General features: G+C 65.8%; 15 protein-coding genes and 1 pseudogene. 6 read left to right on the forward strand and 10 right to left on the reverse strand.

The features are described from left to right. Nucleotides 1-125: 125 nt before the first annotated feature. The 4 genes from AC1Q49_RS10470 to AC1Q49_RS10485 form a co-directional block, all read right to left on the reverse strand. A complete protein-coding gene (locus tag AC1Q49_RS10470; protein ID WP_045246941.1) occupies nucleotides 126-710 on the reverse strand; it encodes an Lrp/AsnC family transcriptional regulator in 585 nt (194 codons plus the stop codon). 82 nt (nucleotides 711-792) lie between these two features. Beyond that, entirely contained in the window at nucleotides 793-1,158 is a 366-nt protein-coding gene (locus AC1Q49_RS10475) for a RidA family protein (RefSeq protein WP_045246918.1), read from the reverse strand. A 74-nt stretch (nucleotides 1,159-1,232) separates the two neighbouring features. After that, the gene (locus tag AC1Q49_RS10480; protein WP_492492045.1) at nucleotides 1,233-2,615 is read right to left on the reverse strand and encodes a flavin monoamine oxidase family protein; all 1,383 of its coding nucleotides are present in this window, start codon (nucleotides 2,613-2,615) and stop codon (nucleotides 1,233-1,235) included. 107 nt (nucleotides 2,616-2,722) lie between these two features. Further along, nucleotides 2,723-4,222 carry an APC family permease gene (locus tag AC1Q49_RS10485; protein ID WP_245610953.1) on the reverse strand — a complete coding sequence of 500 codons (1,500 nt, stop codon included), beginning with the start codon at nucleotides 4,220-4,222 and terminating at the stop codon, nucleotides 2,723-2,725. A gap of 493 nt (nucleotides 4,223-4,715) precedes the next feature. Between AC1Q49_RS10485 and istA the strand changes: the two genes are divergently transcribed. From istA to AC1Q49_RS10500, 3 genes and pseudogenes are all read left to right on the forward strand, one after another. After that, on the forward strand, nucleotides 4,716-6,281 hold the full coding sequence (gene istA, locus AC1Q49_RS10490; protein ID WP_045246921.1) for an IS21 family transposase: 1,566 nt from the start codon (nucleotides 4,716-4,718) through the stop codon (nucleotides 6,279-6,281). After that, entirely contained in the window at nucleotides 6,278-7,024 is a 747-nt protein-coding gene (locus tag AC1Q49_RS10495; protein WP_045246922.1) for an ATP-binding protein, read from the forward strand. The genes istA and AC1Q49_RS10495 overlap by 4 nt, the downstream gene beginning before the upstream one ends. Before the next feature lie 315 nt (nucleotides 7,025-7,339). Further along, nucleotides 7,340-7,838, forward strand: a pseudogene (locus tag AC1Q49_RS10500) (hypothetical protein); the annotation flags it as partial. A 22-nt stretch (nucleotides 7,839-7,860) separates the two neighbouring features. On the opposite strand, the gene AC1Q49_RS10505 reads toward AC1Q49_RS10500, so the two are convergent. From AC1Q49_RS10505 to AC1Q49_RS10515, 3 genes are all read right to left on the reverse strand, one after another. Further along, nucleotides 7,861-8,052 (reverse strand): hypothetical protein, encoded by a 192-nt coding sequence (locus AC1Q49_RS10505; RefSeq protein WP_048809244.1) that lies wholly within the window; start codon nucleotides 8,050-8,052, stop codon nucleotides 7,861-7,863. A gap of 62 nt (nucleotides 8,053-8,114) precedes the next feature. Beyond that, a complete protein-coding gene (locus AC1Q49_RS10510) occupies nucleotides 8,115-9,062 on the reverse strand; it encodes a 3-carboxyethylcatechol 2,3-dioxygenase (RefSeq protein ID WP_045246924.1) in 948 nt (315 codons plus the stop codon). Nucleotides 9,063-9,113: 51 nt separating this feature from the next. Then, entirely contained in the window at nucleotides 9,114-9,365 is a 252-nt protein-coding gene (locus AC1Q49_RS10515; protein WP_045246925.1) for an alpha/beta fold hydrolase, read from the reverse strand. A gap of 46 nt (nucleotides 9,366-9,411) precedes the next feature. Between AC1Q49_RS10515 and AC1Q49_RS10520 the strand changes: the two genes are divergently transcribed. From AC1Q49_RS10520 to AC1Q49_RS10530, 3 genes are all read left to right on the forward strand, one after another. After that, the gene (locus AC1Q49_RS10520; protein WP_045246926.1) at nucleotides 9,412-9,615 is read left to right on the forward strand and encodes a hypothetical protein; all 204 of its coding nucleotides are present in this window, start codon (nucleotides 9,412-9,414) and stop codon (nucleotides 9,613-9,615) included. A gap of 54 nt (nucleotides 9,616-9,669) precedes the next feature. Continuing rightward, nucleotides 9,670-10,578 (forward strand): Mom family adenine methylcarbamoylation protein, encoded by a 909-nt coding sequence (locus AC1Q49_RS10525; protein WP_048809245.1) that lies wholly within the window; start codon nucleotides 9,670-9,672, stop codon nucleotides 10,576-10,578. Nucleotides 10,579-10,649: 71 nt separating this feature from the next. Beyond that, nucleotides 10,650-11,186 (forward strand): GNAT family N-acetyltransferase, encoded by a 537-nt coding sequence (locus AC1Q49_RS10530; protein ID WP_045246927.1) that lies wholly within the window; start codon nucleotides 10,650-10,652, stop codon nucleotides 11,184-11,186. A 249-nt stretch (nucleotides 11,187-11,435) separates the two neighbouring features. Here the strand turns inward: AC1Q49_RS10530 and AC1Q49_RS10535 are convergent, their stop codons facing one another. The 3 genes from AC1Q49_RS10535 to AC1Q49_RS10545 form a co-directional block, all read right to left on the reverse strand. Further along, entirely contained in the window at nucleotides 11,436-12,965 is a 1,530-nt protein-coding gene (locus AC1Q49_RS10535) for a multicopper oxidase family protein (protein ID WP_113680074.1), read from the reverse strand. Further along, complete coding sequence (locus tag AC1Q49_RS10540; RefSeq protein ID WP_492492050.1) at nucleotides 12,958-15,579, reverse strand: heavy metal translocating P-type ATPase; 2,622 nt, start codon at nucleotides 15,577-15,579, stop codon at nucleotides 12,958-12,960. The genes AC1Q49_RS10535 and AC1Q49_RS10540 overlap by 8 nt, the downstream gene beginning before the upstream one ends. Then, nucleotides 15,576-15,950: phosphoketolase family protein (locus AC1Q49_RS10545; protein ID WP_492492052.1), on the reverse strand; the 375-nt coding region annotated here is incomplete at its 5' end. The genes AC1Q49_RS10545 and AC1Q49_RS10540, both read right to left, overlap by 4 nt.

A 15,950-nucleotide genomic window follows, 5' to 3' on the forward strand; every position in this document is an offset into this window, starting at 1 on the left:
AGCGTCGCGGTGACTATTGCTGCATCGATATGAATTGCGGTCCAGGCATCGGCATAGTGCGGTCCAGAGCAGGCATCTGTCTCCCCGCACGTGGGCGAGGACGTCAAGAAACGGCTAGGGAGCTCTCATCCGTCGAACATTCCCGGAGAGTTTACCGACTGGTCGATCGGCCGTCTCACCTCATCGAAGCCGGACAGATGGTGCATGTGGTCCGAACCGAGCGCGTGCTCGAAGACGATATGCGTACGCGTCGAGGCAACAACCGGGTGCATGCTCACCTGCGTGGAGACGATGTCCCTCAGCTGGTCGGTCGAGGTGCAGACCAAGTGGATGAGGAAGTCCTCGTTCCCTCCGATGAAGAAGAGGTTCAGCACACTGGGCAACTTGGCCATCAGTCTCGCGTACTCGTGCACGTGAGGGCGCGCCTGGGCACGCAGCCGCACGAACACCATCGCCTGAACCGGCAGTCCGACCCTTTGGTAGTCGACTTCAGCGTGCACCGATTTGAGCGCTCCGGCTTGCTTCAGTGAAGAGACTCGAGCGGATGCAGTCGACGGAGAGATGCCGAGCAGGTCGGCCAACGCAGTCATCGTCGTCCGGCCGTCTCTGATCAACTCCCAGAGGATCCTCTCGTCGAGTTCGTCGACGCGCGAGGGCTCCGAGCCGGCCACGTGTGTGCGCTCGCGGCTGCCGTGTGGCCTTTCGCCCATCTCGCTCACATTCAGCAGTGCTGTTGGGTTTCTACGACTCGCTGCGACAATCATGCCGTTCCGGGCGAGCTCTCGCTGCAGGTCAGGCGGAAGACCTCGCTATCGCACTGATCTCGATAACGAGTTCGGGGATAGCGAGCCCACTGACCCCGATCGCTGTCCACGCGGGGTACGGGGGCGCAAGGAACACGTCCTTCACCGCTGGAAACCAATCGAAGATACCCGCGACATCGCCCACATGATGGCTGGTGATGCTGACGATGTCGTCATAGCTCAGCTGCGCCTCAGCGAGTACCGCACCGAGCCTCTCGAAGGCGATGCGCGCCTGCTCTGATGGGTCTGAAGGAGCGAGTCCAGAGGGATGAAGCCCGATCTGTCCCGATACGAATAGGAATCCGCCGGCTTCGAATCCCGGCGAGAAGTGATACTGAAGGTAATCCTCCGTCATGGTGTGCGGAGTGATCGATCGGCCTCCTGCACGCTCAACGGCCATCTCACCCGATCCCGTTCTCGGTCGCCGGCTCACTGCAGGGCCTCGGCGATCGCGGCAGCAGCCTTCTGCCCTGCTCGCACTCCGCCTTCCATGTAGCCGGACCACTGGAACGATGCCTCAGTACCGGCGAAGTGGATCCGACCTACCGGCTCCCGCAACGCCGAACCAAAGTGAGCCAAGACACCTGGAGACATGTAGGTGACAGGACCTCCTTGTGCCCATGTCTGCTGTGTCCAGTCAGTCTCATGGAAGTAGCTGGGCTCTGCAGCCTCGGGACCGAATGCCTTGATGAGGAGATCGATGAACGCACCCTGGCGCTCTTCAGCGGTGCGAACTGCCCACCGATCGTAGTTCGACCCTCCGACAAAGCCGATCAGCGTTGCGAGCGAATCGGTCGGCTTCGTGCCGTCGAGGAGGAAGACACCGACATCGTCAGTGTCGACCAATGCACCGGAGAAGCCTTGGTCGACCCAGAACGTGGATGGGTAGCGTACCTGAAGTTTGTAATAGCGGCCCATCGGGGCGCGGGTCTGGAGTTGCGCACGAGCAGTTGGCAACGCTGGTTGGAACCGGATCTGGTTTGCCGCCAGCGGCGACATGGCGACGATGACGTGCCGTGCCCGCAGACTTCGTTGACCGGAGTACACGACGACTCTGGAATCGTCCTGCTCAACACGGGTGACCGCCCAGTCAAGAAGCACCTTCTCGCGCCCGATCGCGTCCGCGATGCGCCAGCTGACCTGAGCGGCGCCTCCGACCCACCACGCCCACTGGGCTCCGTCCCGTGTGCCCATCAGGGACTGGATCCCTTCGCACTCGCTCACATAGTAGGCCCAGTAGAGAAGCGAGACTTCGTACGGATCCGCCCCGAGAATCGCATTCACGATGAGCGCGTGCAGGCGTCTGACCTCGACACTCTCCACGGTTTCCTCGAGCCACGTGGCGACCGTCTTGCTGTCCAGCGAAGCTGCGTCAGGTGACTCCCAGGGCCGGTCCCAGCCGACACTCTCAGCGAGTGCGTCGAGAGCCTCGAGCGAAGACAGGAACTCCGGGACAAAGGAGATGTCGGGATCCAGTTGCTCGTCGGGTGCCCGCAGCACATCGCCCCTAACGACATACGTGTCCGCGCCCGGCTTTCCGGATGGCGTCATCTCCAGGCCGAGGCTCGTGCCGAGTTCGATCAAGTGCGTATGGGTCTCACCGATGAACATTCCGCCGTTGTCGATCGGCCCACCTGGTGCCCCCTCTGGCTCGGTCCAGGTCCGGCCCCCGATCCGGTCGTTCGCTTCGACGACGAGAACGCGATCGCCCCGATCATGCAAGGCCTTGGCGGCAGCGCTGCCGGATATCCCCGCTCCGATGATGATGACATCGGCATCGAGCGCCGTTGATTCAGTGTTGGTGTGCGTCACAGTCTCTCTCCCACTTGCTTCGTTCTTGCTTGCATGGTTCTGGTGCGATGTACCTGACGGGCCGAACCGCTGATGCGCAATCGGTGCCGCCCGGAGGCGCGGCCGTACTACTCGAACTCACTCAACGCGAGGTAGTCGTCCGGACGTCTCGCTCGCATGTGCAACGCGATGAACACTCCGCCTACGAAGGCCGCGACGAGCACGGACACGATGACGGCAGACTCGACTACCCCGCCGACCAACAGGGGGAAATTGGACAGCACGAGAACGAGAACCGTGCCGAGTCCGAGCAGCGCCCCGACCGGGGCGATCATCGTGTGCCACAGCCTCTTGTCGAAGGAATGCCGACGGAAGAACACAATCACGGCGAGGCTGGTGAGCGCCATGAGCGCGATGATCCCCAAGGTCGCTGCACCAGAGAGCCAGGTATAGATGGCTGTATAGGGATCCAGACCTGTCGTAATGACAATGGCGATGCTGACTCCCGTCAGGAGGCTCAGCACGATTGAGGACGTCGACGGGGCTCGGTGCTTCTCGCTGACCGCCCCGAGCATTCGTGGCAGAACGCGGAAATTCGCGAGGGTGAACTGATACCGCGTGACCACGTTGTGGAAGGACAGAGCACACGCGAAGATGCTCGTCGCAACGAGGATCTGCATGATGTCGAAGAAGACCGGCGCGACGAAAGTCTTTGCAAGTCCGAGGACCATATTGTCCGGATCAGTGGAAGCGACCTCCACAGCGTTGTCGACCCCCGTTCCCATAGCAGCAGCCCACGCGGCGAAAGCGTAGAACAGACCTATTCCGATGACCGCGATGTATGTGGCCTTGGGGATCGTTCGGTCTGGATCTCTAGCCTCGTTCCGGAAGACTGCGGTCGCCTCGAAGCCGATGAAGCCGAGCAGAGCGAACATGACGCCCAGACCAACGGCACCGCTCAGGAACTCCGACGGTGCGAAGGGACTCAGGTTGAGCCCGGCCTCGCCACCCTGGACGATGATGGCGACATCCAGCACGATCACCACGAGCGCCTCGAGTATGAGCGCTATCGCGAGCACCTTGGCGCTCAGCTCGATATCGCGATAGCCCAGGAATCCGACGATCAACCAGCCAAATATGCTCCAAAGCCACCACGGAGGGGCCGCTCCCGTGTACGTCGCAACGACGTTGCCCACCAGCATGCCCACGAGTGCATACACGGCCACGAGCATGATGAAGTACGACACGAGCGCAAGAATGGCAGCGCCTACTCCGGCGATCCGGCCAAGCCCTGCCTTCACGTAGGAGTAGAAGGCACCCGCGTTCTTGACGTACTTGCTCATCGACGTGAACCCAACGGCGAACAGAGTCAGGATTCCAGCAGCGATCAGGAAGTAGACAGGTGCCCCGACGTTCCCGCTCGCCGCGAACACAACCGGGGTGATGGCGGCTGCAACGGTCAGAGGCGCGGCCGCAGCGACGACCATGAAGACAATCGATCCCACGCCGAGTCTTCGATGCAGGAGGGTGTGCGGTGTACCGTGCAACCCTCCATCGACGGCGAGGAAGGGGACAGCACCCGAATCTGCAGCGCCTAGCTCGTCGACTTGCGCGTTTTCTTCGTTCATGGCGGGGCGCCATCCTCACTCTTCTTCACGGAGCAGCCAGATGCTGCAGGTCGTGCCATCACGGCACATGCGGTCGGCGACGGAATGTCACCCGTGGTGCGCCAAAGCCGTTGCAGGGACGTCGGCCACGGAAGCCGAAGCACTTTCCAGGAGTATCGGGGATGTTGTGTTTCCGTGACGTTAATGGCGAATGATTCGTGAGATTCGGGTGTCAGATCAAAAATGCTCCGACTTGGCGCAGTGAAGATGGGTACCTGCCATAACTACTCGAGACCGTCGGGAGCCGATCGAGAGCGACGATGGCCCAGTCGTACGCGCCGACACCCTGCGTGAGTATTCGCTCTTCTGAGGGCCACTGATGTTGCGGTTTGGGGCCACTTGCTCTTGGCCGTGATCGCGTCGGTGGGGGCCAGTCGATATTCGGGTTGAGGGCCACTGTTCTTAGGCTCCTTCTGCCGTGCGGACCTATCGCGCGGCAGAAGGAGTGATTCGGATGGTACGCAAGATCAAGGCGAAGCTGGTGCTGAGGCTTCGTGCGGAGGGGTTCACGGGGCGGCAGATCGCGGCGCAGGGCATGTCCCGGACGAGCGTGGCCGCGGTCATCGAAGCCGCCGACAGGGAGGGCATCGGCTGGGACGACGTCGCGGAGCTCGAGGAAGCCGATGTGTATGCGCGGTTGTTCCCGGGTCGTGGTGAGCATGAGAGCGTGCATGCGCAGCCGGACTGGGACGGGGTGCATCGGGAGCTCGCGCGGGTCGGGGTGACGCTCAAGCTGCTGCACGGCGAGTATGTCGACGCCTGCCGTGCGGCGGGATCGACGGCGATGGGCTATGACCGGTTCTGCAAGACCTACCAGCGGCATGTCCTGATCGCTGGGGCTGCGTCGCGGGTTGGGCACAAGGCCGCACAGAGCGTCGAGGTCGACTGGTCGGGCAAGACGATGCAGCTGACCGACCCGGCCACCGGGCAGCGGACGCGGGTGTTCTTGTTCGTCGGGACGCTGCCGTTCTCGAGGTACGCGTTCGTCGAGCCGACGCTGGACATGCGGCAGGACTCCTGGCTGCGCGCGCATGTGTCGATGTTCGACTGGTTCTCCGGCAGTGTCCCGCGGGTCGTTCCGGACAATTTGAAGACCGGGGTCATCAGTCATCCCGCGGAGGGTGAGGTGGTGCTCAACGACGCGTATCGGGAGCTCGCGGCGCACTACTGCCCGGCGGTGCTCCCGGGGCGGGTGAAGAAGCCGAAGGACAAGGCGAGCGTCGAGGGCACCGTCGGGAACATCGCGACCTGGGTGATCGCGTCGCTCCGCGACCGTCAGTTCGCGAGCCTGCCGGAGCTGCGGGCGGCAGTCTATGAGCGCGTTGCCGCTTACAACGCGGAGCCGTTCCAGAAGCGACAGGGCTCCCGTCTGGGCGTGTTCGAGGCGGAGGAGAAGCCGCTGCTGCGGCCGCTGCCCGCCGTGCCGTTCGAGATCAGCCGGTGGGCCTACGGCCGTCGGGTGCAGAAGAACGGGCACGTCGTGTTCGAGCGCAACTTCTACTCCGTCCCCTACCCTCACATCGGCCGCAGCGTCGACCTGAGAGTCACCGACAGCACGCTCGAGGTGTTCGCCGGCGACCAGCGGCTGACCAGTCACCTCCTCGCCCCTGTCGGGGTGGTCAACGCGTATCGCACCCACGACGCGGACCTGCCCGACGGTCTCCGCTACCGGCAATGGGACGCCGAGCGGGTCAGGGAGTGGGCGGGGCGGATCGGGGAGGACACCACGACGGTCGTGAATCGGATCTTCGAGTCCGTCCCGGTCGACGAGCAGGGTCTGGACGCCGCGCTGGCGGTGCTGCGGATGACCCGCCGCTACTCCGCGGCCCGGGTCGAAGCCGCCGCCGGCATCGCGCTGGCCTCCCGAGTGAGATCGCCCCGCTACGCGCACCTGCGACCCATCCTGGAGACGAACCAAGACGATCCTGGTGGCCGCGACGTCTGGTCGACGCCGGCGACGGCGAGCGAGCCGGCGGGATATGTCCGCGGCGCGGACTACTACGCGGGAGGGGTCCGATGAGCCGGCTCGACTCGGAGACGAAGCGGAAGCTGCGGGAGATGGGGGTCACGTCGCTGGTCGACGCGCTCGAGGTCCAGGACGACACCCTCACCCTCGGGATGGTGTTCGAAGAGCGCGTCAAACTCGCCGTCGACGACGCCCACGCGACGTTCACCCACTCCAAGGTCGAGGGGCTGATCCGCCGGGCAGGGCTGCGCTACCCGAACGCGGACCTGCGCCGCCTCGACCTGCTCGAGCAGCGCGGCCTGGACCGGGGCGTGATCGCGCAACTCGGCACCTGCCATTTCATCACCCGGCAGCAGAACGTCGTGTTCCAAGGGTTCACCGGCTCCGGGAAGTCCTACCTCGGCTCGGCGCTGGCCAAGCAGGCGTGTCAGCACCGCTACCGGGCGCACTACATCCGCATGCCCGACCTCGAAGAGGCCTGGGCCGCGGCACGAGACCGGCCAGGCGGGAAGGAGAAGTGGCTCCGCAAATACGCCGCGTTCATCCTCCTCGTGATCGACGAATGGCTCCTCGACAGTCCCGACGACAGCGTCCGCGGCATGCTGCTCGAGCTCCTCGAACGCCGCTACGACTCCACGTCGACGGTGTTCTGCACCCAGTACGCGAAGAAGGACTGGCACCAACGCCTCGGCGGCGGGGTCCACGCCGACGCGATCATGGACCGCATCGTCCACAACACCCTCTGGATCAACACCGGCAGCACCAACATGCGCGAACACACCGCGACCGCCAGCTGACCCACGAGCCGGTGAGCGTCGCGTCCGCCATAGTGGCGCTCACCGGCGATTCCGAGTGGCCTCGAACCCCAATATCGAGTGGCCCTGAACCCCAATACTCAGTGGCCCTCAAGCCTCCAAATACTCACCCTGCGCGCGCTCATTGCTGCCGATCCCGGAGGCCCGAACACCGAGCGGTGGATGACCGACCTGGTCTACAACTGCGCATATGACGCGTGGGCCGTCGCACAGGACAGCATTCATGCCCGCTGGCAGGAGCTGACTGACCCGAACACCTGCAACCCGATGCGCCCATGTCGTTCCGCGACGCGGGTGATGCAGGTTCGCGATGATGGGTCGCGGGATCTTCTGGATGTGTCTTCGTTCGCGGGGGCATCTGTTGCCGGTGTGGAGCGTGTTCGCGTTCCTCGCCGAGCACCGTCACCAGTTGTTCCCGGATGACATGTTCGCGGACTTGATCCCGTCGGGGCGGGGGCGTCCATCGCTGCCGGGTGATGTTGCCACGAGCGTGCTGCTGGTCTCCGCGCTGGTCGGTGACGCGATCGCTATGCTGGGCGTGCTGGAGGTCGAGGCGCTCACTGCTGCCGAAGGCAAGCCGGCGAACGCGATCGCGTTGCTGGCCCTGGTTGCCGGTTAGGACGTGGAGCCCGCGGACGGGTCGGACGGCACCGACGGGCGGTGGAAGGTCGCCCAGAAGGTCACTGCGGACCGGGTGATCTCCACCGTCGACCCCCACACGCGGCACGCGGACAAGACCGTCGAGCACCGCCGGGACGGATTCAAAGCGCACGTCGTCATCGAGCCCGAGGCCGGTCACCGCAGTCGCGGTGACCGGCCTAGAAGAGTAGCCCGTGCTTTCGTCCGGAATGCATCGAGAGGTCGACGCTAGTCGACCCGTTCGGCAGCCCGTCGGAGCCGATGAGGTCAACACCGTGTTCCTTCGATTGCTTCAGAAGCTGCTCCGCAAGCTGCTGCTCGTTGATGATCTCTCCCGTCACAGGATCAATCATTCCTATGACATCCGTCATCGCCTTTCCTCTCGGTCAGGACACCAGATCCACCGTGATCAGGCAGTCCCGACGAGGTGTGATCAGCGGCCGGTCGGGCGTGCCGTGGTCACGCCGAAGCCGGCGATGTACTCTTTGATCGGCTTGTAGAACGAGTACCCCACGCTGTAATCACCAGACGCGGCGAGTGCCTCGTACCCGGCAATCCAGGTGCGCACCTCGTGTGAGCTGTTCCCGGCTATCTCCGTCATCCAGTCGGATGTCCAGGCGTCCAGTGGGCTCAGGTCACCGGAGGCGAGGATGGCCATCAGTTCCTGGTCCCATTCGGGGGCGAGTTCCATGATCTCGGCCTCGCCGAGTACAAACGCCTTCGCGGTGTTGATGACGCGTTGCTGCCGGGCGTCGCGCGCCTCGGGGGTGAGGTGGCGGCCTCCGCCGAGGAGCGCTTGACGCTGATCGGGTGTGGCGGTGGCGATGCGGGGAACAGGAGGGTCGTGGGAGAGTCCGCCGGAGGAGATGAAGAGCACCCGCTCGTCGCGGTCGCGGAAAAACTCGCCGATCGCCCGGCCGAGCTCGCGGATGCTGCGCAGGGGGACGAATGGGGGGGCGACGGAGTTGATGAACACTGGGATGACGGGTTTCGCGGTGATATCGCCGTAGATGACTTCCATCGGCTGCACGGCGCCGTGGTCGACCTCCATTCGCAGCGAGATCGCCGAGCCGACGCCTTGACTCAGAACGTACTCGGCCATCTCTTTTGCGAGGTCGGCCGGCACGTCGAGAAGTCCGGCTTGGCTGCCGTAATCACCGATCGACTCGGCCGCGTAGCCGATGCAGAACGGCGGCATCAGCTCGTAGAAGAAGCCGTTGTAGTGATCAGGGGCGAAGTTCACGATCACGTCGGGGTTGAAGTCGCTGACGAACTGACAGACCGCCGCGAAGGCAGCATCGACTTCTTCCTTGACGTCGGCGGGAGGGTCGACGTAGTCCAACAGAGGACTGTGCGACATCGTCACGAGTGCTACCGGCATGATCTGCTCCTTTGCGTGTGCGAGGGGTCGGCCCCTGCGCGACGTTACGGGTTAGGCGACTCCGCGTGCGCGGAGGTATTCGGTGATGAGCCGGTTGAACTCGGTGGCCCGCTCGACCTGGGACCAGTGTCCGCACTGGCTGAAGACGTGCGCATCCGCGTTCGGGATCACGTTCAGCAGCTCCCATGTGCGGGATACCGGGATGACGACATCCTGGGTCCCGTGGATGAGCAGCACCGGCAGGTCGAGCTTCGCGAGGACCTCGAGGTCCAGCGGCAACTGGGAACGATCGCAGCGGGTCATCGGCTCGCTCGCCCTCGCCTCTCCAGTCGGGGCATCCCATCCCGCGATGCTCGCGATCGCGAAGCAGGCCGCTCGTGACCTCCAGGACGCGCTCCTGAACACCGCACCGCTGGAGTTGCAGGCGCTGCTGGCCCGGTTCGCGGACGGCACCGCCCGCCACCGCGTGCTTGCCATCAGTCGAGGAGGCGTGCTCGCCTCGACGGGCGCGTTGCCGATGCTCTCTCATCGGCTTCCAGGCCTCCACGGGTGAGTTCGTGGACGTCGACGAGGATCTCGCCGACAGCATCCGACAGCTGACCCGCGGATGACGAGCTCCACACTCACGCCGGCGTCCACCGCTTGCCAGCGGTGGACCCTCGGCCGCTCATCCTGGCGGCGGGTCTCCGAAGGCGGCTTCGATGCCCGCAGGTTCCACGTCGATCAGATCCCCGAGGCCCAGGCCAGAGCGTTCGTCTGCACGCATCACTACGCGGCCTCATACCCCGCAGCGCGTTTCGCCTGGGGGCTGTTCACCGATGACCCTCGGCTCATCGTCGACGGAGTTGGTCTCGTCGGCGTCGCCGTCCTGTCGGTGCCCATGAGTGCAGCAGTGCTGACGAACGTCTTCCCCGAGCTCGACCCGTTCACCGAATCGCTCGAGCTCGGCCGCTTCGTGCTCGTCGACGCTGTGCCGGCCAATGCCGAGTCATGGTTCCTCGGCCAGGTCTGGAGGCAAGCGGCAGCGGCCGGCATCCGTGGCGTCGTCTCTTTCGCCGACCCGATGCCGCGACAGAGAACGGTCACCGACGTCGACGAGCTCGGGCAGCTGAGCACGCGCACCGAGACAATCACGCCCGGCCATGTCGGAGTGATCTATCAGGCCACCAACGCGATCGCGCTCGGCCGGTCGACGGCACGGACGCTGAACTACGTCCCCTCGGCCGGCATCGTCCTCTCGGAGCGCACATTGTCGAAGATCCGCACCGGCGAACAAGGCGCCGATGCCGGAGAGCGGCACCTGATCGCTCTCGGTGCGCGCGCCAGACGTGCGGGTGAGGAGCCGCGGTCGTGGCTGCGCGACGCGCTCGAGGAGATCGGCGTGCGCAAGATCCGCCACCCCGGCAATCACCGCTACGCCTGGCCCCTCGGCAGTGTCCGGCAGCGCAGCCGCCAAGCGATCGCGCTCGAGCGGACCCCATACCCCAAAGCCGCGACACAGCTGCTCACTCTCTGAGTGCGCGATGCTGGCCACCGACACCACGACACGAGGACAGACCTCGAGCGATCGACGAAAGGAACCACACGATGCCCCAGCTGCTGAGGAAGGGATGGCCCGAGAGCCGCGTGCGAGACAGATACCTCGAGCACGCGCAGGCAGCCGTCGCCGCCGGCCTCGAGTTCCGCGCTTTCGCAGCGGAGGCTCGCCCAGAGATCGAGCAGCTGCTGAACGGAAGGATCACCAGTGACAACCCCTTCACCCTGGCGGCCGCGGCAGGCGGCATCAAGGCCACGCTGAACGGAGAGCTCGCCGGCGTCGTCGTGCTCGAAGGAATCGAAGTCCCCGGCGACGGAATCGCCGTCCGAGTGACCGCGCTCGCCGTGACCCCGACCTGGGAGGGCCGCGGCCTGGGAACCGTCCTGCTCGGGATGGTGCCCGGCTTCGCCACCGGGATCAAGTTCATCTACGGCGGGTGCGCTGCCGACGCTGCAGCGTTCTACCAGCGCGGCGGCTATGACGTGCTGCAGGCCGGAGAATCGCTCCCCTTCAACCTCGGCGACGGACTCAACCTCAAATCGTCCAACAGGCACTACCCCTGTTGGTTCATCCGCACCCTCCGGTGACATTCCGGGCAGGCATCCCCTGTTCGATGCTCGCCCGAGATCCCCAATCTGAGATCCGTGTAGGTTCCCGGTCAAGGTGGCGGAGAACTCGGGGATTCCACGCTAATTGGCAGCAGTTTCGTCAGCAGGATTCCGCGCGAAATGGCAGATCCCTACATAAGAGTAGGAAGTCCACTTAGACTTGACGTCCGCCGCCGCCGTCCGATCGCCCGCGCGATCATCCTCCCGTGCTGGGGATGAACGCGCGGTTCATGACTGGTATCCGAGCACCGTGGTCATGCCGGTCTCGGCGTGGTAGATGTTGTGGCAGTGCGCGACCCACTGGCCGGGGTTGTCGGCGTCGAAGTCGACTGTCAGGGTCTGGCCCGGGAGGATGATGGAGGTGTCCTTCCGGGGGCCGCCGTTCGCGTGCTGGTAGGTGTGGCCGTGCAGGTGGAACGGATGCCACATCTCGGTGTCATTGCGGATCCGCAACTGCACCCGCTCCCCCATACTGACCGCGTGCGCGTCCCGCAACGGGTCGTTCATGTCGAACCGGCGCCCATTGATCCCCCAGTCGTACGCCTCCATCCCCCCGGTCAGCGCGAGGTGCACGACCCGGTCGGGGGATGCCTGGTGCAGGGTGACGGAGGCGGTCGCGCTCAGTCCGGCAGCGGTGCCGACCCTGCCGGTGCCGAGCTCGGCGACGGGGACGTCGCTGGCCGGAGCCGTGCCAGCGGCGGTGCGAACGAGCGCGAACGCGCGATCCTGCTTGCCTTCCGCGTCGGCGACGACAGGGAACACCCCATCGTCCAGGGTGACCTGCAGGTCGTAGCGTTCGCCCATCCCGATCAGGACACTGTCGACCTCGACAGGATCCACCGGGAACCCGTCGGTGTGGGTGATCGTCAGGGTGTGGCCGCCGATCGCGAACCGGAACGCGGTGTCGCTGCCGGCGTTGATGACACGGATCCGCACCCGGGCACCAGGAGTGCCGGTGAATTGGGCGGGGTCGGCTTTGGGTTTGCCGTTGATAAGGTACTGCGGGTAGTAGACGTCGCCGGCGTCGCCGCCGAGCAGCTCGGAGGTGGCGCCCATCAGCAGGTTCCCCATCCGCATGAACATGTCGCCCATCCCGCCCATGTCTCCCATGCCCTTCGAGAGGTCGGTGAGGACCTGGTCCGGGGTGGCGGTGACGCCGTCGAGCCAGTCGTCGAGGATCAGCACCCATTCGTCGTCCCACGTCACCTTCTCGTCCGGGTCGTCGATGATGAGCGCACCGTAGAGGCCGTGGTCCAGTTGCGGGCCGACGTGGGGGTGGAACCAGTAGGTGCCCGGATGCGGGGTGACGAACTCGTATGCGAACTGTCCGCCCGGGGCGATGGGGGCTTGGGTTACCGGAGGGACCCCATCCATGTCGTTGCGGAGGGCGAGTCCGTGCCAGTGCACGGAGGTGTCCGCGTCGAGCTGGTTGCGGACGGTCGCTTTCAGCGTGTCGCCTGCGGTGAGCCGGATTACCGGGGCGGGGATACCTCCGAACGCCCAGGTGGCGGCGGCGGTACCGGCCAGGTCGAGCGTGGTGGGGGCGGCGGTGAGGTCGACGGTGGTGACTCGGCCGGTGCCGCCGCGGTTCTTCTCCGTGCCGGACACCGCTGCGCCGGTGGGTGTCACCCATTGCGGCGCGGGGGTGCAGGAGGCGAGCACGGCTGCCGCGACGGCGCCCAGTCCGAGTCCGAGCACACCTCGTCGGGTCAGCAGCATCGGGGAGGACGGTGTGGGAGAGAGCGGACGGTCAGGCATGTTCGGGCTCCTTCTGCATGGTCGTCGCAGCGGGCGCCTGGGCGGGCAGGCGGAGCCGCTTGAGGAGGAGGGCGTTGACGGCGACGATCACGGAGGAACCGGACATCGACAGGGCGGCGATCTCCGGGGACAGCATGATCCCGAACGCCGGATAGAACACGCCAGCGGCGATGGGGAGGGCGGCGGCGTTGTATCCGATGGCCCAGCCCAGGTTCTGCCGCATCTTTCGCAGTGTGCCCTTGCCGATCTTGAGTGCGATCGCAACATCGAGCGGGTCCGAGCGCATCAGGACCACGTCGGCGGTCTCGATGGCGACGTCGGTGCCGGCGCCGATCGCGATGCCGAGGTCGGCCTGGGCGAGGGCGGGGGCGTCGTTGACGCCGTCGCCGACCATCGCGACCTTCTTGCCCGTCTTCTGCAGCTCGGCGACCTTCGCGGACTTGTCCTCGGGGAGCACATCCGCGATCACGGTGTCGATGCCGAGGAGAGCGGCGATCCGGTCGGCGGTGGGCTTGTTGTCCCCGGTGAGCATTGCGACCTCGACGCCCTGCTCGTGGAGAGCGTCGATCGCGGTCTTTGCGGTGTCCCGGGGTGCGTCGGCGAGACCGATGATCCCGGCGACTTGCCCGTCCACGGCGAACAGGATCGCGGTGCGGCCGGACCCAGCCAGGTCCTGCTGAGCGGCCTGCACCCCGCTGATGTCGATCCCCTCCCCGGTGAGAAGGCGCGGGTTGCCGAGGACGACCTGTCGACCGTCGACGGTGGCGATCGCGCCCTGCCCGGTGACGTTTCGGAACGCGGTCGCGGTGCGACGGGGGATGTCGCGGGCGTCGGCGTAATTCACGATCGCTTTCGCCAGAGGATGCTCGGATTCCCGCTCCAACGCGACCGCGAGGGAGAGAGTCTCGAGCTCGTCGCCGCCGACGGGGATGTAGTCGGTGACCTCCGGCTCCCCCTTGGTGAGGGTGCCGGTCTTGTCGAACACGACCGTGTCGATGTGGGCGGCGGTTTCGATCCCGGAGGCGTTCTTGAACAACACGCCCCGTTTCGCGCCGAGCCCGGTGCCGACCATGATCGCCGTCGGGGTGGCGAGGCCGAGCGCGTCGGGGCAGGTGATGACGACGACGGTGATAGCGAACAGGACCGCCATCGGGATTGCAGCGCCGGCGAGCAGCCACACCAGGAAGGTGAGGGTGCCGCCGATCAGGGCGACCAGGACGAGCCAGAACGCTGCCCGGTCGGCGAGGCGCTGCCCGGGGGCTTTGGAGTTCTGCGCCTCCTGCACGAGCTTCACGATCTGCGCCAACGCCGTGTCCGAGCCGACTTTGGTGGCTGTGACGCGGAGGGTGCCGACGGTGTTCACGGTCGCTCCGATCACCTCCGACCCGGGCGCTTTGTCCACCGGCATGGACTCGCCGGTGACCATCGACTCGTCCACCTCGGACTCTCCGGATTCCACGACACCGTCGGTGGGGATCTTGGCCCCCGGCCGCACCAGCATCAGATCCCCCGGGACGACCTCGCTGGTGGGGATCTCGACCTCCTGCCCGTCACGGATCACGACCGCCTGCGAGGGTGCGAGCTCCAGGAGGGTGCGGATGGCGTCGTTCGCGCCGCCGCGGGCGCGCATCTCCACCCAATGCCCCAGCAGCACGAAGGTGGCAAGCACCGTGGCGGCTTCGTAGAACACTTCACCGCCGCCGGTGAGGGTGACCGCGAGGGAGTACAGCCAGCCGGCGCCGACACCGACTGCGACGAGCACCATCATGTCGAGGGTCTTCGCGCGCAGCGCCCGGTAGGCGCCGTCGAAGAAGATCCACGCCGAGTAGAAGATCACCGGCAGCGACAGGATCAGCATGAACACGTCATCGCGCAGCCCGAACGGTGCCGGCACCTCGAATCCGATCACCTCCCGCCCGATCGGAGACCACAGGGTGATCGGGATCGACAGGATCAGCGCGACCAGGAACCGGTTGCGCATGTCGCGGATCATCGCGTCCATCGACATCCCGCCGTGATGCCCACCGTGGCCCATCATCTCCTGCGCACTGTGACCCGACGCTGCACCATGATCGTGCCCACCCGCGGCCGCGGTGTGACCGGCGTGCTCGACGTGGTGACCGGCATGCTCACCGTCATCCGCCGTCGCCGACGGGGCGTGCGTGTGGTCGTGGCCAGCGGCGTGGTCGTGGACGGGGTCGTCGTGATAGCCCGCAGGACCCTTATGGCCCGCGTGGCTGGCGTGACCCGTGGCATCCGTGTGGCCCTCGTGCGCGTCGTGACTCGCGTGCGGTTCTTGTGCGCCCTCAGCTGCGGGGCCGTGGTGGGCGCTGTGGTCGTGCGCACCCTCGTCGTGCGGGTCGTGCGCGGGGTCGCAGATATGGTCGGGGACGGACTGGCCGGCGCAGTGATACCCGCAGTCGATGACCCATTGCTGGAGGTGGGCGACCGAGGTGGTCTCGGGGTCGTAGGTGACGGTCGCGGTCTGTGAGACCGGGTTCGCGTCCACGGCGATCACTCCGGGTTGTCGGCTCAGGTGGGCTTCGGTGACGTTCTTGGAGGTCGCGCGGATCATGCCGCTGACCTGCAGGGTCACGGTTCTGGTGTCGCTCATTTCGGTTCCTTCCCGAGGGTGGGGTCGGTGGTGTCGGGGTGGGGCCATTGCCAGTCGGCGACGGCGGGGATGTCGGTGCCGTGCTCGCGGGTGTGGGCGCGGGCGTGCAGGCGGGCGTCCTGCAGCTCCTGCCGCAGGCCGGCGTGGCGGGCGGCGAGGCCCGGGACGTGGTCGAGGACGTCGATCGCGAGCCGGTACCGGTCGAGGTCGTTGAGCATGACCATGTCGAACGGGGTCGTGGTGGTGCCGCGCTCCTGGAAGCCGTGCACGTGCAGGTTCTGGTGCCCGGCGCGCTTGTAGGTGAGTCGGTGGATCAGCCACGGGTAGCCGTGGTAGGCGAAGATCACCGGCTTGTCGGGAGTGAAGATCGC

Source organism: Microbacterium sp. MPR-TSA4, assembly GCF_058792815.1.

What these genes read in the sequence shown, in the direction of transcription:
- AC1Q49_RS10520 (WP_045246926.1), top strand. Translation starts at nt 9,412, where the DNA reads ATGCTCGCGATCGCGAAGCAGGCCGCTCGTGACCTCCAGGACGCGCTC.
- AC1Q49_RS10470 (WP_045246941.1), bottom strand. Translation starts at nt 710, where the DNA reads ATGGGCGAAAGGCCACACGGCAGCCGCGAGCGCACACACGTGGCCGGC.
- AC1Q49_RS10510 (WP_045246924.1), bottom strand. Translation starts at nt 9,062, where the DNA reads ATGCCGGTAGCACTCGTGACGATGTCGCACAGTCCTCTGTTGGACTAC.
- AC1Q49_RS10535 (WP_113680074.1), bottom strand. Translation starts at nt 12,965, where the DNA reads ATGCCTGACCGTCCGCTCTCTCCCACACCGTCCTCCCCGATGCTGCTG.
- AC1Q49_RS10540 (WP_492492050.1), bottom strand. Translation starts at nt 15,579, where the DNA reads ATGAGCGACACCAGAACCGTGACCCTGCAGGTCAGCGGCATGATCCGC.
- AC1Q49_RS10485 (WP_245610953.1), bottom strand. Translation starts at nt 4,222, where the DNA reads ATGAACGAAGAAAACGCGCAAGTCGACGAGCTAGGCGCTGCAGATTCG.
- AC1Q49_RS10475 (WP_045246918.1), bottom strand. Translation starts at nt 1,158, where the DNA reads ATGACGGAGGATTACCTTCAGTATCACTTCTCGCCGGGATTCGAAGCC.
- AC1Q49_RS10525 (WP_048809245.1), top strand. Translation starts at nt 9,670, where the DNA reads ATGACGAGCTCCACACTCACGCCGGCGTCCACCGCTTGCCAGCGGTGG.
- AC1Q49_RS10505 (WP_048809244.1), bottom strand. Translation starts at nt 8,052, where the DNA reads ATGACGGATGTCATAGGAATGATTGATCCTGTGACGGGAGAGATCATC.
- AC1Q49_RS10515 (WP_045246925.1), bottom strand. Translation starts at nt 9,365, where the DNA reads ATGACCCGCTGCGATCGTTCCCAGTTGCCGCTGGACCTCGAGGTCCTC.
- AC1Q49_RS10530 (WP_045246927.1), top strand. Translation starts at nt 10,650, where the DNA reads ATGCCCCAGCTGCTGAGGAAGGGATGGCCCGAGAGCCGCGTGCGAGAC.
- istA (WP_045246921.1), top strand. Translation starts at nt 4,716, where the DNA reads ATGGTACGCAAGATCAAGGCGAAGCTGGTGCTGAGGCTTCGTGCGGAG.
- AC1Q49_RS10495 (WP_045246922.1), top strand. Translation starts at nt 6,278, where the DNA reads ATGAGCCGGCTCGACTCGGAGACGAAGCGGAAGCTGCGGGAGATGGGG.